A 26571-nucleotide genomic window follows, 5' to 3' on the forward strand; every position below is an offset into this window, starting at 1 on the left:
TTAATTACCTCCTAGATTTACGGTTTATATAAAATTATTTTAAATTAAGTTTAAATTAAAAAACAGTTAAAACTAATGAAACTCCTTCTCCTGTCGTCGAATGAGTAAACGATCATCTCAAAATCATAGATTTTGGATGCCTGCTTATGTATATTATTGTTGGCAAAATGCCTAAATAATTATATCATATAAAACCTTGTAGATACAAATATTAAAATTTATATATTTTCTTTGAATAGCCTGTTATCTAATTTAAAATAATACTCTTCATCCCCTACAATAATTTCACACTTTCCATTGGTAGCTTCTATTATTTCACTTTGTACCTCTTCCAATTTATCTACTTCACAATACATCATGAGCTTTACCTTATCAGTATAATCAGTACTTTCTATGTACCATAACTTTTGTTCAAATAAATACTGAACCTTACCTAGCATATCGTACTCAAGAATAATATCAACTATAGCGCCTTTAACTTTTTCTACTATTCCACCATCATTTATAGCCATGGCGGCACCTTTAGAATAAGCTCTTACAAGTCCACCTTTCCCTAATAAAATTCCACCAAAATATCTTGTTACTACTACAACTACATCTGTTATTTCATTTTTCTTTATAACTTCAAGTACTGGAATTCCACCAGTTCCCTGTGGTTCTCCATCATCACTGTATCTCTGTATGCCCATATTCTGTCCTATAACATAAGCATATACATTATGTCTTGCTTCCTTTTGTTCATTCTTGATTTTATTTATAAAATCCTTTGCATCATCTTCACTATAAACTCGTTTAACATGACCTATAAATATAGATTTCTTCTCTTCGAATTGTGAGCTCACTTCATCTTTTATGGTAAAATAACCCATACAAATCCCACCCTTCTAAACATCTTAGTATATTTTAAGTGCTCAGTTCTCTGACATATTCTTCCGCTATTCTCTTTATATAATCCTTTTCTGAATTTATAAAAATTTCCCTAATTTTTTCAAGTGCCTTTTCACTCTTTATCTTTTTCAGAGATTTTATAGAATACATTACCACCTGAGGATTGCTATCTTCAAGTGCCCTGATAAGCAGTATTTCCATATTTTTATCACCAATTTTACCCGCAGCAGAAACTGCCATACGCCTTACATTAACATGCTTATGCACTGATGCCTTCATAAGTATATCTAAAACATCCTTGTCTCCAATTTCTCCAGCTATCCATATGGCATTTTCTTTATCTTTAGTTTTCATGTGTACATAATTATCCCTTATAAATTGAAGCATTCTACCTTTATTATTTTCATCTAGGCATTTCAATGCCTCTATTTTATCTTGTTTCCCTGAGCTAGATATAGTTTGAAAAAGAGCTTCGATACTACTGCTCTTTGCTAGAATTCCATACTTTATTTTACCATCCAATATATGCTTTTGAATAGTTTCTTTATTTAAATTCCTTATCTTACATAAGCTTTCTATAGACTTTCCCTCTAAAAATAAAAAATAGGTTATATCTTCTTCTGTATAGTTAATAATATCATTCCAATTGACATGAACCATTCCTCTTCCTGACAGAATCGTCACCCCCTTCACGTCTCTATTAAATTATTTATTATTTTTATGCCCTTTTCAATATTACTTTCATCTGTTTGAGAAAAACCTAATCTAAAATATTTCTCTCCATCTGAAGGGTTTTTATAAAAAAGTGTTCCGGGCGCTAATAATACCTTTTTATCTTTAGCTCTTCTGAAAAGCTCAATAGAGTTAATATTTATATTATCCTTTATTTTTATATAAAAATGAAGCCCTCCACCTGGACTTATAAAATCTATCTTGTCTCCTAAATAATCCTTTAGACACTTTTCCATAAATAAGTATCTATCCTTATATAGAAACTTTAGTCCACTTATATAATCCTTCCAAAAACCTTTATTTATATATAAATCTAAAGCTCTTTGCATCAAACTAGATGTTGATATATCTGTATTTATTTTCGAATTTTGTATGCTTTCTTTAAACTTAGCTGGTGGTATTAAATATCCTATCCTTATACCTGGTAAAAATATTTTCGAAAAGCTTTTTATATATATTACCCTATCGTTTTGATCTAAACTTTTAAAACTCTTATAGATCATATTTTCATCATAAATTAACTCTGACAAATAGTCATCCTCTATAATATAAAAGTCATATATTTGTGCTAGTTTTAAAATCTGCATTTTCTTTTCAATGCTATAACTCATAGCTGTAGGGTTTTGAAAATAACTCATAGTATAAAAGCATTTAACGTTATTTTTCTTTAGTATCTTTTCAAACTTTACAATATCAACTCCATCCTTTTCCATGGGTACTTCAAAAATATCTGCTCTTCTCCATTTAAAAACGGATAGTGCTCCACTATAGGTTGGCTTTTCTATTATAATACTGTCATTTGTATTTATTAATGCTTTTGATATTATATCTATTCCTTGTTGTGCACCAGATACTATCAATATATCGTTACTACTTACCTTGTCATTCCAAAAAACATGACTTATGCTTTTTCTTAGCCCCTCATATCCTAATGCTTCTTGATAGATAAGAGCATCTGCACCATCTCTATCTAGCACCTCGTTTAATACATCCTTGAATAAAGCTACCGGAAAAAAGTTGCTTGAAGGACTTTCTCCTGTAAAATCTACATACTGCTGCAGTGATTCCCCAGATACCTTTTTTAGAATCTCCGAGTACTCTCTTCTAAAATTTTTACTTATATCTTTTCTCTTAGCATAAGTTCCACTTCCCATTTTTTGAACTGCATAGCCCTCATTTTCTAGTTTTTTATATGCATTAACCACAGTTATATTGTTTACACCTAGTAATTCTGATAATCCTCTTATCGATGGTAATTTTTCTCCATCTTCTATTTTATTAATATCTATAAGCTTTTTAATATGCTTTTCAATTGTAATATACTTAGGTGTTTCTTCTTCACCTAGTTCAATAAAATACTTTTTCATAACATCCTACTCCATATTTTAACCTAATATTAAAAATTAAACGAACTTAAATTTATGCACCTAAAATTTAAGTTCGTTTAATATATCCTAATTTATATTTAAAACACCATTATAGATAATCTATACTTAAAATAACGCCGATTTTATAGAGTTTGTTAAAATAAAATATCGATATAACCAAAGTATTATAGCTTTTCCATCATATTTTTAGTTTTATTTTAACAAACGCTATATACAACATTATTTTAAAAGTTCCTTTTAAATAAAGTACACATTTTCCTTAAATAAAACTTTGCCGTCCTCTGTTTTGTAATCTCTAGTTTCCCTTTTAATTAAGCTCTTTTCCCAAAGCTTACTTAGTATTTCTTCCATATTTATATCATAGCTAGAAAATAATTTATCATTTTTAATATCTTCTGCACTTAAGAAACTATCTTTTTCCCTCATATAGTCAATTAAAACATTTGTTAGATTTCTCATAGATGTATCTATATTTTTTTGCAAATAATCCAGTGTTTTATTTATAGTCTCTTCCGTATTAGTTGTATTAAAAAATAGTTCATCTACACACTTTCTAAAATTATCATTTAGATTCATAGCCATAGTCATAGCATCTTTACTTATCATATATCCTGAAGAGTTAACATACAATCTTGCAAATTCTTCCGAACATTTTACTGCTGCAGTGTATGCTGTATAAATTCCATTGTTATATAGATATTTTTTACATACTCCCATATGCTTTAATAGATCACCCAAATATACCATATTCCATCTTTCTCTATCTAAATCAGGATAATATCTTCCATTGTCATATCTAGCAGTTAGTTCCATATCTTTAGAAAATACAAGTCTTGACGAAGCAAAGATTCTATGTATAAATCCGCCTCTTAAATCTTCCTCATGAAGCTGCAAAAACTTATTTTTACTCATTAATTTAATATGAACAGGCACACCTTTTTCTTCAGTATAAATATTTTCTATATCTGGATTTTTTTTATTGAGTATAACAAAAAGGTCTATATCTGATTCGTCCCATAAGTCTCCCGTAACCATACTACCAAAAACCATTACTGCTAGAACAGATTGATTGCTCTTTAGTCTTTCAACAATACTATTGAATGCCTTTTGATACTGCAAGATTGTTCTTTCCATTTCTTAAATGTCCCCCTTTTTTAATTAATACGAATTAAATGAACATTGAATTTTTTTTTATTATATAATATATTTTAGTGTAATTACAATAGTAAAATTGCACAAATGAATAATTTCTTTCAACAACTCACATAATTACTTTTAATATTTTAGCCTTTTTTTTATCATTGCACTTTTCGCATTTAAACAAGTGAATGCAGTAGCTATCAGCATCATGTATTGGATGCTGAGGGCCATACGGATCAGAGTAATCCTGTACTCTTCCCATATCTAACATAACTCCACCACATATGTCACAGTTTAAATTTATTTCTTTCATTTTATTACACAAAGGGCATACGTTTTCCAAATTACTCACTTCTCCTTAATATCGATTTAAACAAATCCATTAAACTAATGATATTTTTCCTAATTATTTTAAATTAATTACAATTATTCTATAAAAATTTAGCACAAACAAACTTTATACTAAAATTTTTATTGTGAAGGATAAAACAATAATAAAAAGAAAGGCGTAATGCAAAACTGCACCTCGCCACTTATGTATATTTTACAGAAAATAAAAGTTTTCAGTTTAATATCGGTATATTGTGAAAATTTAAAAATATCATCATATTTAGTAACTCATTAATTTACGAGTTGTGTAAATTAACAATATAATCTTTACTTTTATTATAAACCTCATCATCTACTAAAGCTAAAATGTAAGTCCCCTCATCTTTATATTCTTCACTTTCAATCTTTGCATTTCTATGTAGGAAAGCCACAAGGGACTGTTCACTATAAGGTATAATATATTCTGCTTTTTTTAACTTATAAGGAATCAACTTGCAGATCTCAGATAACAATAAATCCAAATTTATTTCTTCTCTCGCAGATATCCTTATAGTTTGGATATTTTTATATTTTTCTTCAATATTATTTATGTTTTCCTCTGTAGTTTTATCAATTTTGTTTAGAACTAACATAATTGGCTTATCTTTTACACCCAACTGGTTTAGGACATCATTAACTGCATCAATCTGCTCTTCTACAATTTCAGATGAAACATCTACTACATGTAAAAGCAAATCAGAATAAGTTACTTCTTCTAACGTTGATTTAAAAGCCTCAACTAAATCGTGAGGAAGTTTCCTTATAAATCCTACTGTATCAGTTAAGGTAGATATTCTTCCATCTGGTAACTCAATAGCTCTCGTAGTTACATCAAGGGTTGCAAAAAGCATATCTGCTTCAAATACTTTTTCCTTTTGTACTGCCTCCTTTGGCATAGCTAATTCACATATTTTATTTCTTAGAGTTGACTTACCAGCATTAGTATATCCAACTAACGAGATTTTAGGCAAATCATTTCTTTTTTCTCTCTGAGTTTCTCTAACCTGCTTTATTTTTTTTAGTTCTCTTGCTAAATCATATATTTTTTCTCTTATATGTCTTTTATCTACTTCTAGTTTCTTTTCACCAGGACCTCTAGTTCCTATACCAGCTCCTGTTCTTGAAAGCACAGTTCCAAGTCCTGATAATCTTGGAAGCCTATATTTTAACTGTGCAAGCTCAACCTGTATTTTTGCTTCTTTGCTTCTTGCTCTTCGAGCAAATATTTCAAGTATCAGTGTAGTTCTATCAATAACCTTTGCACCTAGATTTTCTTCAAGATTTCTTACTTGCGATGCTGACAGTTCATCATCAAAAATAACTACATTAGCTCCATATGTCTGTCGTAAAAGATCTATTTCTTCAACTTTTCCTCTTCCTACATAAAAAGCAGAATCTATAGTTGACCTTTTTTGAATTACTTTGTAAACCACATTTACATTACATGCTTTAGCTAACTCAGCAAGTTCATCTATACTTTCTTCACTTTCTACTCCAACCAAAACCGCTCTTTCACTATCATCATCAATAATTTCTTTATTTTCCATAAAACCTTCAATATAATTTATTTCATCTAATAGGTTAATGTTTAAAACTTGCTGTATACTCAAAGGTTCCGTCATTTCCCCAATAAGTAAATCGTTTTCTACAGCACAAAATCCTAACGTTATATCAGTATAACCATTATCACCCACTCCAATAGCAGTCATACAGTCCAATCTAAGCTTTATTAGCGCAGATATATCTACAGCGGAAAGCCTTGAATTACCATTAGGATGTGTATGTATTATTCTGATACCTGACAGTTTCTTTTCTTTTACATCTATTTCCGGCATTTCTACAGTAGTGCTATCTCCGATAGCAACACTAACTACGCTTCCTTTTCTGTTAATTGCTACACTAATCTCTCTGTTTAAATATCGGGTGACATCGCACAGCAGCTCTATTAACTCTTCATTACATACACTATTTCTGGGAATCTTTATATCATAAGCTCTTTCTAATCTTTCTAATATTGAGTTTCTTATTCCTTCAATATTTCCGTATATCATAGCATCATCTCCACTCTTATATTATTCCAGTAACCTTGCAAATCAATACACAAAATATTATATTTTTCCAATACCCAAGTTTACTTGACAACTTTCATATAATTTTATACTATAAAAGCAATATTGTAAATATGCATGGGTTGGAGGATCACAATGGAAGATAAAGCAAGAAACATATTAATGACTCAAGAACAAATTGCCAAAAGAATACGTGAATTAGGTGAGGAAATCAGTAAAGAATATGCTGGTAAAAATCTATATGTATTATCACTTTTAAGAGGAAGTTTTATATTTGCAGCGGATTTAGTTAGGGAAATAAGTGTTCCTGTTAAAATAGGATTTATGACAACTTCTAGTTACGGCCATTCCGAGGAATCCTCTGGTTGCGTAAAGGTTGTAAATGATATACCAGATGATATAAACGGATATGATGTCCTTATAGTTGACGATATTGTGGATACTGGCATAACAATGGATTTCGTAGTAGGCCATGTAAAAGCATTAGGTGCTTCTAGTGTTAAGTGTTGCGTGCTATTAGATAAGCCAGAAAGAAGAAAAATAGATATAAAGCCAGACTTCTGCTGTTTCCAAATTCCAGACCTATTTGTAGTAGGATATGGATTAAACTACGGAGATCATTATAGAAACGTACCATATGTATTTAACTGGGAAGAAAAGTAACGCTTATAATATAAAGCTGTTGTGTGTAAGAATCACAGCAGCTTTATATTATTTTGTAACTCCAAAGCCACATCAGAGGCAGTAATAATAGATGGAGTTAATCTTAAATTAATGAAATAAATTGATGATATAAAGCATACAAATAATATTATAGCTATATCAATTGCTTTTATTTTATTATCTATTTTTTAGTTCTATTTATTTTATTCAAATCTTTAAAATTTGCTCTTATGTATTTATAAATGAAACTCCTTCTCCTTTAGTCGAATGAGTACTCGCTGAGTAAGCGATCATCACAGAATCAGCACTCTGTGTAAGTGATCATCTGAAAATCACAGATTTTAGATGCCTACTTAAGATTTTGGATGCCTGCTTATGTGTAATATTTATTCTTTATTTGATAAAATTACCATACTGTAGTTCATAATTACTTTCATTTATGTTATAATAGTTAAAAATTATTAAATAGACGTAAAAAAATGAGGAGGACAATTATGGGTAAAAAGCACAAAAAAGCCCCCTATACTGCTCTACGAATTACCCTTATTACTATATTTAGCTTATTTGTAGTATCAGTAATAGTTTCAACGGGAGTAGTCTTAGCTATGATTAAAAATGCTCCTGCATTAGATATAAATCAACTTCTAACTTTAAATGAGCCATCCGTTTTATATAATGGCAAAGATGAATTTATGGATGTTGTAGTCACTAATGAACAAAGAACTGTTATACCATTTAAAGATATGCCTCAAGACCTAAAAAACGCTTTCGTAAGTATTGAGGATGAGAGATTCTACAAACATCAAGGTGTTGATCCTAAAAGAATAACGGGAGCAATATATATAAATGTAAAAAATAAGCTTAGAGGTCAATCCTCTTTACAGGGTGCATCTACTATAACTCAACAACTTCTCAAAAATACTCTTTTGTCTTCTGAAGTGTCCCTTAAGAGAAAAGTCCAAGAAATATATCTTGCTCTTAAGCTAGAAAATTATCTAACAAAGGATCAAATCTTAGAAGCCTATATGAACACCATTTTTTTAGGGGGAAAAGCTTGGGGTGTTGAAGCAGCATCTGAGCAGTATTTCAATAAACCAGCAAAAGATTTGAATTTAATTGAATGTGCTTTTATTGCAGGAATAACACAAAGTCCATCTGTATATTATCCCTTTTCATCTGCGGCTAAAAAAGATCCTTCTTTATATTTAAATAGAACTCAAACAGTTTTGATGAAAATGCATGAAAATGGATACATTACACAGCAACAATACAACAGTGCTATAAATGACCTGACAAACAAAAAATTAACTTTTCAACCTCCTTCATCATCTAAAAGCAGACTTAATTATGAATGGTTTTCACTGCCTGCTATAGACCAGATAAAAAAAGATTTAAAATCCCAATATCGCTATAGTGATACGGAAATTCAGCATCTCCTAATGTATGGAGGTCTTAAAATATATACTACTATGGACAAAGATGTTCAGGACAATACTCAGAAAATTTTAAACGATGATAATACCTTTGGCATTACGTCTAGAAAAGATAAAAACGGTATAATACAACCTCAAGCCTCAGCAGTGATAATGGATTATCACACTGGAGAAGTAAAAGCAATCATTGGAGGTAGGGGTACTCAACCACCAATGTCTTTTAATAGAGCTGCCTCAGATAAATATTTAGTTGCTCCTGGCTCAAGCATAAAGCCTTTAACAGTGTACGGTGCAGCCATAGACTCAAAACAAGCTTCTGCCGCTACTTCAATAGAAGATTCTCCATTTTCAGATAATATCGCTAAATTGTATGGCCAAAGTGGTAATAGCTATCCAAGAAACGATAATGGCCAATATGGCCAATATGGTGAAACCATAACGCTAAGAACTGCTATAACGCACTCGGTAAACACAATAGCTGCAAAACTCGAACATGAAATCGGATTGAAGACTGGAGCAGAATATGCAGAAAAATTTGGGTTAACCTTAGATCCTAATGATAAAGTAAGTGTAGCCTCTCTTTCACTAGGAGAGCTTACTCACGGAACAAATACTTTAACAATGGCAGCAGCTTATGGAGTTTTTGGCAATAATGGTTCATATTCATATCCTAAGCTCTACCATAAAGTTGTTGATAGAAATGGAAGAATTATATTAGAAAATAAATCTGAAACTAAAAATGTTCTTTCACCAGAAAGTGCTTATATAATGTTTGATCTTTTAAAAGGACCTGTCAGCTCAGGTGGTACAGGGCCAAGTGCGAATTTCGACTCTATGCCTGTTAGAGGAAAAACAGGTACTTCTGGAGATAAAAAAAATTTATGGTTTTGCGGACTTACACCTTATTATTCTGCTGCTGTATGGATAGGAAATGATGATAGAAGTCCACTAGGTGGAAGTGAAAAATATAATTATGAATGGAATTTAACAAGTAACACTGCCGCAGGAGTATGGTCAGCTATAATGCAATCTGCTCACGGAGATCTTCCTCCAAAGGATATCGAGATGCCCTCTGGCATAGTGAGTGCTGCAGTATGTAGTGAATCCGGAAAAATAGCTACTTCCCTGTGCTATAGAGATCCAAATGGAAGTACTGTATATACTGAATTATTTATAAGCGGTACCGAGCCAAAAGATTATTGCAATATTTCTCACACACCAGCTAAAAGTAATTCTATTATTGACAAGATTTTAAAGCCATTTAAAGACAAGTCTGATACCAATACAAACAAAGAGACGAAAACGGATAATAAAAATTCTGACAATAAGAATACTAATACCAATAGCACTAATGTTAATAACGCTAATGTTCCTCCTGTGGAAAAATCCGTAGAAAAGGACAAATCACAGGATACTACTAATTCAAAGAATACTACGGATTCTAATAAAGAGTAAAATCTAACTATAGATATATATCGCAGTATTCATCAGTTAATATTTGATCTCTGTTATAAAAATAAAGGGCGTAGATCAATTGTTTTTGATCTACGCCCCATTTTTAATTATATGTTCTATCCACTTAATCTCTCTCTCATAGTCTTTAAAACCTTCTTTTCAATTCTTGAAACTTGAACTTGGCTTATTCCTAACATTTTAGCAACTTGAACTTGAGTTTTATCCTTGAAATATCTAAGCATAATAATTTGTCGTGATTTTGTGTCTAAACTTTTCAATGCTTCTTTTAAAGCTATTCTATCTATCATTTCGTTGTCTTCTTCAGGATTTTCACTTAGCTTATCAATAAGAAGAACAGGTGATCCATCATCTTGATGTATAGTATCATATAAGTATTGAAGACTATTTGCAGACTCTACTGCAAATATAATATCCTCCACGTTTACACCAGAATACTTAGACAATTCTTCTACGGTAGGATCTCTATTAAGCTCCTTAGTCAAAGCTTCTTTATCATAATGCAGTTTTTTGGCAGTATTTTTCACACTTCTACTTACCTTTATCATACCATCATCTCTAATAAACCTTTTAATTTCACCAAGTATCATAGGTACTGCGTAAGTAGAGAACTTAACATTATAGCTTTCATCAAAGTTATTCACAGCCTTAACTAATCCCATACAACCTATTTGAAATATATCTTCATATTCGTACCCTCTATTTAAAAACTTTTTACTTATTGTAGAAACTAACGGTAAGTTAACCTCTATTAACTTATTTAAAGCGTTTTTATTACCCTTTTTAGCTAGTCTAATCAGTTCAATATTATTTTCATAGTCATAGCTCACATTTTTCATCGCTTCTTCATTCATATTGTTCACCTAACTCAAAGACTTAAAAATCTTTTTCATTGTTAATCTTGTCCCTTTATTCTTCTCAGATTCTACTTTTAGACTATCCATAAAGGTTTCCATAACCGTAAATCCCATTCCTGACCTCTCTAATTCTGGTCGAGAAGTATATAAAGGCTGCATAGCAAGTTCAACATTTTCTATTCCTATTCCTGTATCCTCTATTACTATGGTAAGCTCATTGTCTTTTATATATGCTTCAATCTTTACTGTACCGTCCTTACTTTCATAACCATGAATAATAGAGTTTGTTACTGCTTCTGATACCGCTGTTTTTATATCTGTTAGCTCCTCTATAGTAGGATCAAGTTGTGAAGCAAAGGCCGCTACAGCTACTCTAGCAAAGCTTTCATTTTGTGATTTGCTTAAAAACTCTATTTTCATCATGTTTTCGTACATTTTTAATCCCCCCCGTTAAATACTCTTAGCTGCTTCTTCAATGCTGTCATATAATTTAATTATTTTGAACATTCCTGATAACTCAAAAACTCTCTTTACAGAGTCACCAACCCTAACTATACAAATGTCACCTTTTTTCATACTAAGTTTTTTGTATCTACCAATTACTACACCTATACCAGAGCTGTCCATAAAACTAACTCCTGAGAAGTCCATAATTAATTTTGTGATGTTATCCCTATCCAGTCTATCATCAATTTTATTTCTTACTTCTTCGGCACTATGATGGTCTAATTCACCAGCCATGGAAACTATAAGTTTATCATTTTTGTTTTCAAATTCTAAATACATATTACTCTTCGCTCTACTAAAACTATCTTTTTTATGTATCTGTCATCTGTAGTTTTAGCGTTAAGACCTCTGTCTTAACTTTAATTTCATATATCACAATCTATGACTTGATTATGATATAACTGTAATTGTATTACAAAATGTTAATTACAGTATATGCAGAAGTACTCTGCATAGTCCGAGCCAGACCTTCATTTCCCCCCCTTCTTTCTATCTTTATGTAATAATAATTGAAAAGTGTACATATAATAGAGTACTTTAATTATATTCTACATATGTAATATTTTTCCTGCAATTTTACATAAATGCTTCTAAAATTTATTATTGACATATTATTTATTTTTTATACACATAAAGCATTTCTTAACACCAAAATAAGATAAATTCTACTAATGAATCTGAAATAAAATATACTAGCATACTGAGTAGTTATTTTATTTCAGATTCATTCATTAATTAAAAGACAATTAATTAATGAATTGTCTTTTAATTAAATCATTGCTATAATATTATTTGTTTAATTATATAATCTACAATCATACAAAGTTACATAAATTTTGTAGATTTTTTTATTTTAAAGAATAATTTAAATTACTAAGGAGGTTAGTACTATGGATATGTGGTTAAAAGAAGGTCAAATAGAGGATGCTGCTATGACCTACAAGATAAAAGAAACTCTTGTTACAAAGAAAACTGAATATCAAGATTTGGCTATAGTTGATACATATGCTTTAGGCAGAATGCTGGTTCTTGATGGTATAGTACAAACTACGATAAAAGATGAATATGTTTATCATGAAATGATAAGCCATATTCCACTATTTACTCATCCAAATCCTAAAAAAGTTCTTGTAGTTGGTGGTGGAGATGGAGGCGCTATTAGAGAAGTGCTTAAACATCCATCAGTAGATAAGGCAGTACTATGCGAGATAGATAAAGATGTTGTTGATGAATGTAAGAGATTTCTTCCGGAAATAAGCTGTGCATTAGAAGACCCAAGATGTGAAGTGTTTATTGGTGATGGTATAAAATACGTTCATGAACATAAGAATGAGTTCGATGTTGTAATTGTAGACTCAACTGATCCATTTGGCGCTGCTGAAGGATTATTTGGTGGAAGTTTTTATAAAGAAATATTTGAATGCTTAACTGAAGATGGAATATTTATAGCGCAAACTGAAACTCCATTCTACCTTCCAGATGTAGTAAAGCGAGTTTATGAGGATGCTAAAGCAGTCTTCCCAATTACAAAACTATTCATGGCAGGTATTCCAACTTATCCGAGCGGATTTTGGAGTTTCACTGTAGGTTCAAAGAAATATGATCCAGAAACTGCTGATCTATCAAATACCATAGATATAGAAACTAAATATTATACTAAAAAACTTCATAATGCATGCTTTGTTCTTCCTAAGTTTGTCGAAGATCTAACAAAATAAAAATTTTGCATCGCAAAATTTTTATCAATTGACAATTGACAGAGGACAATGGACAGTGAAGGTGAGTTTTCTTCCTTACGTCAGAAAACTAATTTATATTAATAATACCCGTTTCACTAAGGTGAAACGGGTATTATTAATATAATTAAAGATTTTTCATAGTGTAAGGTCGAAAAATCCTCCTTCATTGTCAACTGTCAATTGTCCTCTAAAAATTGCGTCGCAAAATTTTTATATTATAATTCAACCTTATCCATTGTTATTTATAAGCTTAATCTCTTCTTCAGTTAAATCAAAAAAGTTGTATAGTAAATTTTCATCTTTAAACTTCTCAAAATCTTCTATTAGTGGAATATACAATTTGTTAAGATTATTAGGATAGTATTCAAACAGATCCTCTCCTAACTTCTTAGCAAAGGTTTTAAAATAAAACTCGTACAATTTACTGTTTAGTATGTATAAAAGATATTCATATGAAATAATAGAACTATTCTTTAAAGTTAAGCAATAAACATCTGCACTAAAATAACTACCTTTGTCTAATGCAAATCTGTTGCTACTTGACTTATAAGGAAAAACAATTTTTTCTTTTTCGAATATATCCTGTGTTCTTCCCCATTGAAGATGATACCATATTCTTAATCCTTTTTTACATTCTCTTCTATTTATAAGCCTTTCTTTGTAGTTTTTAATGTACCTTATAGCATTAGGGTACTGCTGCTCTTTTTTAATTAAATTTGAATATATAATATACTTATCCTCTCCAAGGATGTTGTTTTTCTGTATAAAACTGCTTTTTATCCAGGGCTTTATAATATCTACTTCTATATTTTCATTTCTTATAATGTCATGATCTACAACAAAAGCCCTATCACACCCAGTTATTATTCCTTGATGAAAATTGCACAAATTCCCGAGCAAATCAAAACCTTTTTTCTCTATTTTTTCTACTATATTTCTCTCAATTTTATCAACTAATCTCCAACTCTTGTTATCTAAGTATTCTCTATCTACAAAAAATTTTTTATGACAATTATCTTTTTTTAAAAAAACTGATTCATAAAAATCATCTTTAAACTTATTTTTAAGCTTTATAGGTTTTATAACTTCTATTTTGTTATTTTTCAATATATCACTATGTAGAAAAATGATTACCGGATCTATTCCAGCTTTCTTAAAAGGTCTTATTCCATAAAAGTCAACTATTTTATAAATAGATGTCTTATTTATAAGTAGATTTCGTAATTCTTCTCCACTTGGAGATTCTAAAAAGTATCTGGATGTAATAAAAGATAATTTCCCATTTTTTTCAAGTTTCTCTAACGCACTTTGAAAAAAGCAGTAGGATATATCTCCTTTATCTTTATATATTCCCTTATATTTTACTTTAAGAAGCTTAGAATATTCTCTATCTATAGCCTTGTGTCCTATATAAGGAGGATTTCCAATAAATATATCAAACTTTTTATCGATTGAATCTAGCAAGAAATCCTTAACTATAAAGTTTTTTTCATAAACATTATAGGCTATATTAAATAAGTCTATAATTAAAATCTTTACTGCATCCTTATCTATATCAAATCCGTGCAAATTGTTACATATGATGTGCTTATCAATATTGGTAACTGTTAAATTCATATTGTGCAGCTTATTTATTGATTCTAAATTTCTTATGTAAATCTTTCTTAGATGATTAAAACAAGGAATTATTATATTTCCGCATCCACAAGCGGGATCAACAATTTTTAAATATGGATTATTAACAATTTCTTCATCACTTATTATATTTTCTAAAATAAATGTTGAAATTTCTTCTGGAGTATAAATTATACCCTTTTCTTTATCTCCTTCTCTTAATCTACAATATTCTTGAGAAAAACTCTGCTTTTCATCGACTTTTAACATTTTTTTATAATTATATATAGCCGTTTTCTTGTATATAATATCCAACGGTTGTAAAATTATATCATAAAGTTCATTGATCTTATCAAAAAATCTATTGCACATTTTTTATCTCTCCACTATACATTAAGTATAAACTACAAAATTAAGCACATGATAAAGTATATCATATAATTGGCAGGTGATAACGTATATGAATAAAAAAATACTTAGTTTATCTATTGTATGTGCGCTTTCTCTTTGTTCTTGTAGTAGCAAAAATTCTATTTCTAAAGATAAAGCTCCAAATAACACTATTTCAACTTCCGTTAGTGAAAATAATAATGAGGAAGATGGCATTGTAGAAGATAAAGAGATTGAGTCTAGTAATATACAAAATAATTCCCTTAATAAAAATACTGAACCTACAAAAGAACAACAAAACAATGCTGATAATAACTCCACTTTAAGAAACCTTGATATTTCTAAGCTTGATAAAGCAGAGAAAAATTGGTTTTTTCAACCTAAAAAAAATAATGAACCTTCAGGCGAGCCTCAAGATATACTCAATCTGATAAATAAATATTCAGCTTACTATCTAGGAGATACCTCAAAAAAAGTCTTATTTTTAACCTTTGATGAAGGTTATGAAAATGGCTATACACCTAAAATCCTGGATGTTCTTAAAGAAAATAATGTAAAAGCTGCTTTCTTTGTTACAACGCCATATATAAAAAGTAATAGAGAATTAATAAAAAGAATGGCTGATGAAGGACATTTAGTTTGTAACCATTCCACATCGCATCCTTCAATGGCAGCTGTAGCCGCAAAGGATTCAGCTAAATTTGAAAAAGAATTTTACGTTACTGAAAAAGCTTACGAAGAGGTTACAGGGAAAAAGATGCCTAAGTTCTTTAGACCTCCTATGGGAAAATATAGTGAACTTTCTCTCTATTATACTCAAAAATTAGGTTATAAAACTATATTTTGGAGTTCAGCATATCATGATTGGGATGTAAATGATCAACCGTCTCTACAAAATGCTAGAAAAATTATAATGGACAGAACACACAATGGTGGAATTATATTGCTGCATGCTGTTTCAAAAACTAATACCGAACTATTAGATTCTGTAATTAAAGAGTGGAAAAATAATGGATATCAACTAGAAAGTTTAGATAAACTACCATAGTGCGGGTAATTATGCTATAATAATATATCAACAGTGTATAAAGTAAGTACATTTTACGTTTGGAGAGATGTTATGAGAATTACCCAAGAAGTAGATTATGCTTTAAGAGTTATACTTTACCTATGCAAACTAGGTTATGGAGAAAAAATAGAAGCAAAAGTTATCTCAGAACAAGAGAATATACCTTTAAGATTTCTTCTAAAACTTTTAAGAAAGCTGACCCATTCTGGTATTATTAAATCTTATAGAGGAGTTAACGGTGGTTATGCTTTAAATGCACTACCACAAAACATAAGCTTAAAGGATGTTATCGAGGTAATAGATGGTCCTATATATATGAATAGATGTCTTTGTGACCCTAGTTATTGTAATTTAAATCGTGCGAATAAGTGCAATGTGCATAATGCCTTAGCTAAAGTTCAAAGCAACTTAGTTAATGACTTGAGAAATATAAATTTTAAAGATATTCTCGACGGAAAAGTATAATATTTCCTTGCATAATCTTAATAAAAATAGTTTATATATAGAAGTTCTTATAAATATCATAAAAGGAACTTAGAATTTTTTGCAGGATTTTTAAATCTTGCATTCAAAATTCCAAGTTCCTTTTTGCATTTTTTAAAATATTTCACTGAAATGTATATATAAATTTCAAAAAATCAAGAATAGATTAATATTATAAAGTTACATTTAGTTGTATACATTTACATTAATTATGATTTAAGAATAGCAACTTTTATCATATTATTAATAATTACACATATGTGTTACAATATTTCACAACACTCTATAAGTCTGAAAAATGAATTTTAATTTAATAATTTATTCATTTGTATATTATATTTATACTTTTATTTTATAAAGGGGATGGTTCACCATGAGTAAAAATAATTTTCCTAAGCCACAAGGACTATATGATCCTGATTTTGAAAAAGACAGCTGCGGGGTAGGTTTTGTAGCTAATATTAATGGAGTTAAATCGAACTCAATATTAGATAAAAGCCTGGAAATACTAAAAAATTTACAACACAGAGGCGCTGTTGGCGCTGATGCCTCCACTGGTGATGGTTCTGGCATTATGATTCAAATACCACATAAGTTTTTAAAGAAAGAAACAAAAAAAATTGGATTAGTATTGCCTGATCCTGGAGACTATGCTGTTGGAATGGTGTTTTTGCCACGAGAACCACATGTAAGACTTTTCTGCGAGGGAATATTTGAAAAGGTAATACAAGAAGAAAATCAAAGATTACTTGGATGGAGAGAGGTTCCGGTAGATGAAAAGGCTTGCGGAGAATCAGCTAGAGCTACAATGCCTGTAATAATTCAAATCTTTATAGCTAGAAACAACCAGTCACAAAATACATTTAGACAAAAACTTCTAATCATAAGAAAACAAGTTCAAAACTTAATTAAGAATTCTCAAAGATCAAATATAGATGGGTTTTATATTTGTAGCTTATCAGACAGTACAATAGTTTATAAAGGACAAATTTTAGGACATAAACTTAGTGAGTTCTACTTGGATTTACAGAACTCAACTATGGAAACAGCAATTTCAATTGTACACGAAAGGTATAGTACAAATACTTTTCCATCATGGAATCTAGCCCAACCTTTTAGATATATTGCACATAACGGTGAGATTAATACTATACGGGGAAACATAAATAAGATGAATGCTAGAGAAGGTGTTATGTATTCTAAAACATTTGGAAATGACTTTAAGAAAATACTATCTGTAATCGAGGATGGTGGAAGTGATTCTGCCTCACTAGATAATGCATTTGAATTATTTGTTCAAAACGGACACACTATGGAATATACAATGATGATGCTTGTTCCTGAAGCCTGGCAGAATGACTTAACCATAAGTGATAATAAAAAAGCTTTTTATGAATACCATGCTAGATTAATGGAACCATGGGATGGTCCTGCAACTATTGCATTTACAGATGGTGTTAAGGTTGGTGTCGCATTGGATAGGAATGGATTGAGACCAGCTCGTTATTTAGTAACAAAGGACAATCTGGTAATTATGTCGTCAGAGACTGGTGCAGTAAATATTGATAATCATTTAATAACTAAAAAAGGTATAGTAGATGCCGGAAATATACTTTTGGTTGACACTTCTCAGGGAAGAATAATATATGACGATGAGATTAAAAAAAATATATCTAAAGCAAAGCCTTTTGAAAACTGGATAAAAAGAAACAAGTTAACTCTTAAAGATATAAAACAATCTTATGAGACAAAAGTAATGAGAAAAGAAACTTTATTATTAAAACAAGAGATGTTTGGATACACAGAATCTGAACTTAGACAAATAATTGCTCCAATGATTAGTACTGGTAAGGAGCCAATTGGCTCTATGGGTTTAGATATTCCTTTAGCTGTATTATCTGATAGACCTCAACTTTTATTTAATTATTTTAAACAAACTTTTGCACAAGTTACCAATCCGCCTATAGATCCTATAAGAGAATCATCAGTGATGTCTTTAACCCAATATATCGGAAATCATGGAAAACTTCTTGATGAAATAGAAACAGAAACAGATAGAAAATATATTGAAATTAAACTTCCAATTATATCTGATTCAGAACTAGAAGATATTAAACATCTTGATAACGAGGATTTCAAAGCAATTGCGATTCCAATAACCTTTGAAACGGACCGTAAAAATGGACTTAGAGAAGCTTTAGAATATTTATGTAAGCGTGCAGAAGATAGTATCATAAATGGTTATAATATTTTAGTGTTAAGCGATAGAAATACCAATATATATAATGCACCAATTCCTAGCCTATTGGCCTTAAGCGCTGTTCATAATCATCTTATACAGAAAAAATTAAGAACTTCTGCAGACTTAATAGTAGAAACTGGTGATGCTAGAGATGTTATGCACATGGCCCTTTTACTTGGCTACGGAGCAAAAGCTATTAATCCATATATGGTATATCATATAATTTCGAACATGGTTGAAAGAGGCAAATATACTAAAAATATAATTAATGCAGAGGATGGATTTAAAAACTACTGCAGCGCAATTTGTGATGGATTATTAAAAATTATTTCAAGAATGGGTATATCTACACTACAAAGCTACAATGGTGCTCAGGTATTTCAAAGTATAGGAATAAGTACAGATGTAATAGATCAATATTTCCCACACACTTCTTCAAGAGTTTCAAGTATAACATTAGATGACATAGCAAGTGAAGTTATTCAAAGGCATTGCTCAATCTATGAAAATGATAGAAATTTAAGCAATAAAGATGAGGGTCTTTTAAATCCTAGTGCAGTAAAATCCCTTAGAGATTTATCTATCAACAATCATTATAAATCTTATGTTGATTATCGTAATAGTGTAGATGAAAAATTTGTAACTATACGAGATTTGTTAGAATTTAATACTGGAAGAGCTATCCCTTTATCAGAAGTGGAATCAGTAGAAAGCATTTTAAAACGCTTTACAATTTCAGGTATGTCTTTTGGTTCACTAAGCAAAGAGGCTCATGAAACAATTGCAATTGCTATGAATAAAATTGGTGCCACTAGTAACTCTGGAGAAGGTGGTGAAGATCCTAATAGATATAAATTAAAAGCTACTGGCGAAAATGTTAAGAGCGCAGTTAAACAAGTTGCTTCAGCAAGATTTGGAGTAACTACTAATTATCTTGTGAATTGTGATGAACTTCAAATTAAAATAGCTCAAGGTGCCAAACCCGGAGAAGGTGGTCATTTACCAGGCAATAAAGTAACTGAAGAGATTGCAAAAGTTCGTAATTCTGTTCCTGGAATAGATTTAATATCACCTCCGCCTCACCATGATATATACTCAATAGAGGATTTAGCTCAGCTTATATTTGATTTAAAAAACGTAAATCCTTCTGCTAGAATTGGAGTAAAATTAGTATCTGAAGTTGGCATTGGTACTGTCGCCGCTGGTGTAGTAAAAGGACATGCCGATGTGATAATGATTAGCGGCCATGACGGAGGTACTGGTGCTTCACCGATTAGTTCAATGAAATACGTAGGGCTTCCATGGGAATTAGGAGTTGCAGAGGTTCAACAAACCTTATTATTAAATAATTTAAGAAGTAGAGTTACTATTCAAGTAGATGGCAAACTAAAATCAGGCCGTGATATCGTTGTCGCAGCTCTACTTGGAGCAGAAGAATATGGTTTTGCTACAACTGCTCTTATATCTCTCGGCTGTGTAATGTGCAAACAATGCGCTTTAAATAGATGCCCTGCTGGAATTGCAACTCAAGATCCAGACCTTAGAAGAAAGTTTAAAGGTAAGCCAGAGCATTTGATAAACTATCTAACTTTTATCGCACAGGAAACAAGAGAAATAATGGCTGAGCTTGGTTTTAGAACAATAAATGAAATGATTGGTAGAGTTGATATATTAAAGTCTAAAGAAATTATTAATGATAAATTAAAACAATTAGACTTATCACAGATTTTATATAAACCAGAGCTTCCTTCTCGTATTATAGGAAAGTGTACTATTCCTCAAAATCATAATATAGATAATATATTAGATAGAGAATTAATTAAAATATCAAAACCTGCACTTGAAGAAAAAGCCAAGGTTGAATATGTATTTAATATTAAGAATACTGATAGAACTGTAGGTGCTATGTTAAGTGGAGAAATAGCTAAAGGATATGGTGATACTGGATTACCTGAAGATAATATTGTAGTGAAGTTTAAAGGTTCTGCTGGACAAAGCTTTGGAGCCTTTGCTGTTAATGGGCTTACTTTAGTTCTTCACGGAGAAGCTAATGATTATGTAGGAAAAGGATTGTCTGGAGGGAAAATAGTGTTAGTACCAGATGAGGATTCTATCCTTAACCCTAGTGAAAATATCATTGCTGGAAACACTATTCTCTATGGTGCGACCTCTGGTAAGGTATTTATATCTGGAAAAGTAGGTCAAAGATTTTGTGTAAGAAATAGTGGAGCCATAGCCATAGTTGAAGGCATTGGAAATCATGGTTGCGAATATATGACAGGAGGAACTGTTGTTATTCTTGGCTCTGTTGGTAGAAACTTCGGCGCAGGAATGAGTGGTGGAATAGCTTATATACTAGACGAAAAACAGGATTTTATTAGTAAATGTAATCAAGAAATTGTAAAAGTAAATCCTATAGTTAATTCAGAAGACATTATTGAACTAAAAAAACTTATTACTGAGCACTATTATTATACTAACAGCATAAATGCTAAAGCGCTGCTAGATAACTGGGATAATAGTATTAATAAATTTCTAAAAGTCACTTCTCCTGTATACGAAGAACAATTAAATATAACTAAAACACATAATTAAATTTAGATAAAAAGCTGCGGCAAACTCAAGTTTCCGCAGCTTTTTTATTTACTCCGCTAATTCTTTAATAGCATTAGCATAAACAGGCTTCTATTTCTATCTATCTCTAATTACTTTCAATAAAAATTTAGGAATAGATGTTAATCTTTTTATTCTCCACGGTTCTTTTGATACCCTATAAAGCCACTCTAGCCCAAAGTTTATCATCCATTTTGGGGCTCTATTAACCTTACCTGAAAAAACATCAAAGCTCCCACCGACTCCCATAAATATTTTGCAGGTAAGTTTATCCATATTATTTATAATAAAATTATCCTGTCTTGGAGAACCCATAGCTACAAATAATGCATAAGGCTTCTTTTGCTGTATATCTTTTATAATTTCTTCACAGTTATTTAAATCGAAATATCCATTATGGCTTCCGATTATGTTTAAATTCCTATGTTTATTTTTTAAGTTATCTATACAACCCTGCAGTATGTCATCTTTTGCACCTAAAAGGTACACACCTTTATTTTCTTTTTCGCATTTTTTTATTATTTCTTCCATTACTTCTATACCTGCTATTTTTTCTTTCACAGGTGTCCCTATAATTTTTGATGCTACTACAGTTCCAATACCATCTGGAATTATCACAGCTCTATCTCCTGTAAAATTTGAAAATAAGGAAGTATTATTAAGTCCATTATATAGAACTTCCGGGTTTCCAGATATTATATTAACTTTTTCAAACTTTTCAACATAATTCATAAGCTCTTGTTTTGTATCGCTAAAAATATTATATTTTAATATTCTTACAAACATAAGTTCCTCCAATTTTAAATTTCTTACGCTAAAAATAAGGTTACATTATATTAGCTGTTAATGTTAAAAAATTAAGTAGGTTATTACCTACTTAATTTATAAAATATTATTAAAATGCGCCTTCTTTTTTAGCTACTGAAAATACTGTTCTGAATAAGATTTTTATATCAAACCATACTGAGAATTCTTTTATATATGTTAAATCAAAATAAATAGTTTTTCCTAATTCTATTTCTCCTCTTCCACTTACCTGTGCTAAGCCTGTTATTCCTGGCAGCACTAAAAGTCTCTGTTTATATGCCTCTGGATAAAACTTAACCACATCTGGAATTTCAGGCCTTGGTCCCACTAAACTCATGTTTCCAATTAAAACATTAAATAGTTGAGGAATTTCATCTAAGCTTGTTTTTCTTAAAAAATCTCCTGACTTTGTAATTCTATTATCACTTTTGCTTTGAAATACAAAGTTTTCTAAGTTGCTAGGATCTATATCTAGCTCTCTTTTTTTATCTGCATTTACAACCATAGTTCTAAACTTATATATAGTAAAATTTTCTCCGTTTAATCCTACTCTGGTCTGCTTAAAAATAGCTGGTCCCTTCGAGTCCATTTTGATCCATATGGAAAGTATTATAAATAAAGGGGATAGTATTATTATACCTATAGCTGATAATACTAAATCCATCATTCTTTTTATAATGAATTGCGCCCTTTTATCTCTAATATGCTTTTGCAAATCTATTTTTATACTTTCAGCTTGCATGAACATCCTCCTATAAATTTATATAAATATATCTACAAGTATACAATATACCAAATATAAAGTAAGTTTACAAGGTCTTTATATGAATTACAGATAATATTTATGTAAATTTTATAAGAACCTCTTTGACTCATTTACTAATATGGATCCAGTAAGAGTTACAATAAAGGCTTTAACTCCAAATTCTGCACTCCCTACTGATAAGGACAATCCTATATAATATCTCATGAAATAGAATAATATTAATGCATGAGATAAATATATGGCATAAGAATTTTTTGAAATATAGCTTATTATCTTCATAAAAATATTTTCTTTCCATTCTATACTAAATATAAAGAATATAAGAAATATAGAATATAACACCACAGTAGGTCTCATAAATGTAACTGCATACTCAAGATCTTTTCCAATTCTAATACTGGATGCAGCATCATATAACATTATACATGTTGATGCCAAAAATAAAATCAAAATTAAAAACTTATATTTTTTGGTCAACATTAAAAACTTTTCTAGGTTCTTTCCTATGAAGGCACCAAATGAAAAATAAAAAATCCAATCTAATAAGTTTTTTTTATCAAAAAACCACTTGAGTTCATCTGATATTATATAGTAACGTGTAAATATGATTATCCCAAATGTAATAACGAAACTTACTAAAAGCCCTCGCTTTGTTTCTACAAATTTATAAATGAGAGGATAAACAAGGTAAAACTGAACTATTAAAGGAATATAATAAAAGTGATAAAATGCTTTTCCATAAATTAAACTATTTACAACATTATTAATTTCAAAATTTTTATTTGTAAAGTATATATATATCAAGCACCATAAAATATAGCTAGGGATAATTTTATTAAATCTACGTCCAAGAAATTTAAAATATCCCTGCTCTTTCTTATAGCTTAAAGTAAGTCCTATGCCCGAAATTAATATAAAAGCGGGCACAGAAAATCTCGCGATTTGATTAATTACCATAGATGCATTATATGTACGATAACTAATATTATTCCCAGTCATCATGATTCCGGAAACATGTATTAAAACTACTGCAATAATAGCAAATGCTCTTATAACATCCATTTGTAAAACACGTTTATTATTAATTTTTCGCCCTCCTCTCTATACTTATGAAAAGAAGCAGGAAATTTATAATTATTAAACCTATCTAGCTAAGTTGTTCTGTGTCTGCTCACTTACAGAAGCAGTACCTCCAAATATGATTTGATCAGAATACTCGCCTAAATCTAGAAATTTCTTTTGCTGATTATTATTGTCACTAATAAGTATCAAAGGAGCATTTAGCTTTGCAGCTAATACACTTCCAGATAATGCATCTGGGAAATCTACACCTGATGCAAAAGTAGCTATTTTATTATTTAGCTCAAAGCTCTTAGCAATATTTATAGATGTACTATATCTATCTTCTCCCCATATTCTAACAATATTTTCATCAGAAACTCCAGATAATTTTTTTACGTTTTCTTTTACATTATCAGATATTACACTAGTTCCACCAATTATATAAATTTTCGATGGTTTTATCTTCTTGATAGTTTCTTCGGATTCAGCTGGCAAAGCATCGGTGTCTGACAGAACTATAGGATATCCTTTAGCTGCTGCTACCGCTGATATACTGAGTCCATCAGCAAAAAAGTTGCCTGATGCAATAACTACAGGTGTTCCATTACTTGCATTAATTTCATCATTTATAGCTTTTATACTTCCATACTTTTCTCCATCCTGAAGAATCTTTATATTACTATATCCAAGACTTTTCAGGCTTATGATTATGCTTTCATTTATATTACCTTCATTACCCAGTATGTATATTTTTCCATTCTTATTTAAATGATTCTGTACATATTGTAGTGTACTTGAATTCTCAGAATCACTTATTCCTGATAACAGTATTGGAGCATTTATTTTTTTAGCAAGCACACTGCCGCTTAGAGCATTAGTAAAATTATATCCTGAAGTAATTATTATGTTATCCACCATTGAGCTGTTAAATTCCTCAGCAATTCTCTTTGCTGTCTCAAATCTATCCGCTCCACTTAATCTCCTAGTTGTATATTGCTTTGACTTCAATGGCTGCCAATCTTTAATACTCTGCTGAACTTCGTCTGGTTCATTTAAGTACTTTCCTGAATGTTCTTGTGAATAAAGCTTCCATTCATTATAATTCAAAATTTGGTCGTATCTATTAACTACATATCCATTATTCTTATAATAAGTATTGAAATCAAAAGAATTATCTACAGAAGTTGCATCTGTTAATTGAACATTATAGTTGCTATACCCTGTTAAAAACAAGTTATTTTTAAACCAGTTATTAGTTGATTCCTCTAGCATGTACACATCGCACCAATTGTTTCCATAAAACACATTATTATTAATAGTGTTGTTAGTTGCATTTGATCCAATGGCTACTCCATAAGCATGATTATTATATAATCGATTATTTATTATTGTACAATTACTTCCACCATTTGGGCTTCCATAGAGCTGAATTGCTGCACCGGCAGTATCGTGAATATCATTATTTTCAAAAGTCCAATTATATGCCCCGTAACCTATATAGATTCCATGGTCTTTAGGTCTATCTACTTTTAAACCTATATTATATATCTTGCAATTTTTAACTGAACAGAAACTTGAACTCTCTCCATCTATACCAGAAGTTCCATAAGGTCTATAGATAGGATAATCTAAATCCCAAATTACTAAGTCAGACATATCTATAAATCTGCTATTATTTGTTATATAAACACCTGCTCCAGTATACTGTGTCATCTTTATACCTTGTATTTTCCAGTAAGAACTGTTATTTAAAGTTATAGCATCCGGTGCTATTTTCCCTCCCCAGTTAACTTTATAATCACCAGTCATAGTAACTTCTTCATCTTTATAGTTTTTTACAGTAAACCAGGCATCTGTAGAACCATTTTTATTGTAGACATCTGTAGTCTCATGGTAGACTCCTCCCCTTATTTCAAGAGTATCTCCTGGTTTTAGCTCATTCAATCCTTTTTGAATTGTTTGATAAGGTCTTTCCAAACTACCATCATCATTGTCATTACCTTTTGGAGAAACATAATAAGTTTTTCCACTACTAGCATATACTTTTTCATATCTATTTTCCACAAAAAATTGAAAACTTAAGATAATAAAAAAGGCTAACAAAAATATTTTATAGTTAACCATATTTTTAACATTTATCTTTTGCATAGTATAACTCCCCCTCACCTAATATATTATAAGTAATTCTAAAGAAAAATATAAATTTAAGACAAAAGATTTCTAAGCTTCAGGTGCTATAGTACCTGAAGCTTACTAAATCTTATATA

Annotated in this window: 20 protein-coding genes; 6 read left to right on the forward strand and 14 right to left on the reverse strand. The window is 30.4% G+C overall.

The window, feature by feature from the left end:
- Positions 1–218: 218 nt before the first annotated feature.
- The 6 genes from ACZ5N4_RS22985 to hflX all read right to left on the reverse strand — a co-directional run bounded on the left by ACZ5N4_RS22985 (position 219) and on the right by hflX (position 6568).
- Complete coding sequence (locus tag ACZ5N4_RS22985) at positions 219–869, reverse strand: YigZ family protein (protein ID WP_464204805.1); 651 nt, start codon at positions 867–869, stop codon at positions 219–221.
- Between the two features lie 34 nt (positions 870–903).
- Entirely contained in the window at positions 904–1548 is a 645-nt protein-coding gene (locus tag ACZ5N4_RS22990; RefSeq protein WP_464204806.1) for a HEAT repeat domain-containing protein, read from the reverse strand.
- Between the two features lie 29 nt (positions 1549–1577).
- Entirely contained in the window at positions 1578–2987 is a 1410-nt protein-coding gene (gene pdxR / locus ACZ5N4_RS22995; protein WP_464204807.1) for a MocR-like pyridoxine biosynthesis transcription factor PdxR, read from the reverse strand.
- Positions 2988–3245: 258 nt separating this feature from the next.
- The gene (locus ACZ5N4_RS23000; protein ID WP_464204808.1) at positions 3246–4142 is read right to left on the reverse strand and encodes a nucleotidyltransferase domain-containing protein; all 897 of its coding nucleotides are present in this window, start codon (positions 4140–4142) and stop codon (positions 3246–3248) included.
- A gap of 127 nt (positions 4143–4269) precedes the next feature.
- Positions 4270–4491, reverse strand: coding sequence for a hypothetical protein (locus ACZ5N4_RS23005; RefSeq protein ID WP_464204809.1), 222 nt, complete (start codon positions 4489–4491; stop codon positions 4270–4272).
- 283 nt (positions 4492–4774) lie between these two features.
- Positions 4775–6568: a GTPase HflX gene (gene hflX, locus ACZ5N4_RS23010; RefSeq protein WP_464204810.1), complete on the reverse strand. Its 1794-nt coding sequence runs from the start codon at positions 6566–6568 to the stop codon at positions 4775–4777.
- 153 nt (positions 6569–6721) lie between these two features.
- Between hflX and hpt the strand changes: the two genes are divergently transcribed.
- Together hpt and ACZ5N4_RS23020 are read left to right on the forward strand one after the other, a co-directional pair.
- Positions 6722–7249, forward strand: coding sequence for a hypoxanthine phosphoribosyltransferase (gene hpt / locus ACZ5N4_RS23015; protein ID WP_178907808.1), 528 nt, complete (start codon positions 6722–6724; stop codon positions 7247–7249).
- A gap of 494 nt (positions 7250–7743) precedes the next feature.
- Positions 7744–10137, forward strand: coding sequence for a transglycosylase domain-containing protein (locus ACZ5N4_RS23020; RefSeq protein WP_464204811.1), 2394 nt, complete (start codon positions 7744–7746; stop codon positions 10135–10137).
- Positions 10138–10253: 116 nt separating this feature from the next.
- On the opposite strand, the gene sigF is transcribed toward ACZ5N4_RS23020, so the two are convergent.
- Genes sigF through spoIIAA form a run of 3 tightly spaced genes read right to left on the reverse strand, consistent with a single transcriptional unit; the run spans position 10254 to position 11798 of the window.
- Positions 10254–11009, reverse strand: coding sequence for an RNA polymerase sporulation sigma factor SigF (sigF, locus tag ACZ5N4_RS23025; RefSeq protein WP_464204812.1), 756 nt, complete (start codon positions 11007–11009; stop codon positions 10254–10256).
- 9 nt (positions 11010–11018) lie between these two features.
- A complete protein-coding gene (gene spoIIAB / locus ACZ5N4_RS23030) occupies positions 11019–11447 on the reverse strand; it encodes an anti-sigma F factor (RefSeq protein ID WP_464204813.1) in 429 nt (142 codons plus the stop codon).
- A gap of 15 nt (positions 11448–11462) precedes the next feature.
- Positions 11463–11798 (reverse strand): anti-sigma F factor antagonist, encoded by a 336-nt coding sequence (gene spoIIAA, locus ACZ5N4_RS23035; RefSeq protein WP_464204814.1) that lies wholly within the window; start codon positions 11796–11798, stop codon positions 11463–11465.
- 611 nt (positions 11799–12409) lie between these two features.
- Between spoIIAA and speE the strand changes: the two genes are divergently transcribed.
- Positions 12410–13237, forward strand: a complete 828-nt coding sequence (gene speE / locus ACZ5N4_RS23040) for a polyamine aminopropyltransferase (protein ID WP_464204815.1) — start codon at positions 12410–12412, stop codon at positions 13235–13237.
- Positions 13238–13486: 249 nt separating this feature from the next.
- Here speE and ACZ5N4_RS23045 read toward each other — a convergent pair whose 3' ends face one another.
- Complete coding sequence (locus ACZ5N4_RS23045) at positions 13487–15244, reverse strand: Eco57I restriction-modification methylase domain-containing protein (protein ID WP_464204816.1); 1758 nt, start codon at positions 15242–15244, stop codon at positions 13487–13489.
- Positions 15245–15332: 88 nt separating this feature from the next.
- Here ACZ5N4_RS23045 and pdaA point away from each other — a divergent pair, with 88 nt between their 5' ends.
- The 3 genes from pdaA (at position 15333) to gltB (ending at position 21651) form a co-directional block, all read left to right on the forward strand.
- Positions 15333–16310, forward strand: coding sequence for a delta-lactam-biosynthetic de-N-acetylase (pdaA, locus tag ACZ5N4_RS23050; RefSeq protein ID WP_464204817.1), 978 nt, complete (start codon positions 15333–15335; stop codon positions 16308–16310).
- Between the two features lie 72 nt (positions 16311–16382).
- A complete protein-coding gene (locus ACZ5N4_RS23055) occupies positions 16383–16796 on the forward strand; it encodes an RrF2 family transcriptional regulator (RefSeq protein WP_464204818.1) in 414 nt (137 codons plus the stop codon).
- A 391-nt stretch (positions 16797–17187) separates the two neighbouring features.
- Positions 17188–21651: a glutamate synthase large subunit gene (gene gltB / locus ACZ5N4_RS23060; RefSeq protein ID WP_464204819.1), complete on the forward strand. Its 4464-nt coding sequence runs from the start codon at positions 17188–17190 to the stop codon at positions 21649–21651.
- Positions 21652–21747: 96 nt separating this feature from the next.
- Here gltB and ACZ5N4_RS23065 read toward each other — a convergent pair whose 3' ends face one another.
- The 4 genes from ACZ5N4_RS23065 to ACZ5N4_RS23080 form a co-directional block, all read right to left on the reverse strand.
- Entirely contained in the window at positions 21748–22455 is a 708-nt protein-coding gene (locus ACZ5N4_RS23065) for a WecB/TagA/CpsF family glycosyltransferase (protein ID WP_464204820.1), read from the reverse strand.
- A 109-nt stretch (positions 22456–22564) separates the two neighbouring features.
- Positions 22565–23218: a sugar transferase gene (locus ACZ5N4_RS23070; RefSeq protein WP_464204821.1), complete on the reverse strand. Its 654-nt coding sequence runs from the start codon at positions 23216–23218 to the stop codon at positions 22565–22567.
- 111 nt (positions 23219–23329) lie between these two features.
- Positions 23330–24304, reverse strand: a complete 975-nt coding sequence (locus ACZ5N4_RS23075; RefSeq protein ID WP_464204822.1) for an acyltransferase — start codon at positions 24302–24304, stop codon at positions 23330–23332.
- Positions 24305–24385: 81 nt separating this feature from the next.
- Entirely contained in the window at positions 24386–26452 is a 2067-nt protein-coding gene (locus ACZ5N4_RS23080) for a cell wall-binding repeat-containing protein (protein ID WP_464204823.1), read from the reverse strand.
- Between the last annotated feature and the right edge of the window lie 119 nt (positions 26453–26571).

The sequence above is a fragment of the Clostridium nitrophenolicum genome (assembly GCF_055391695.1).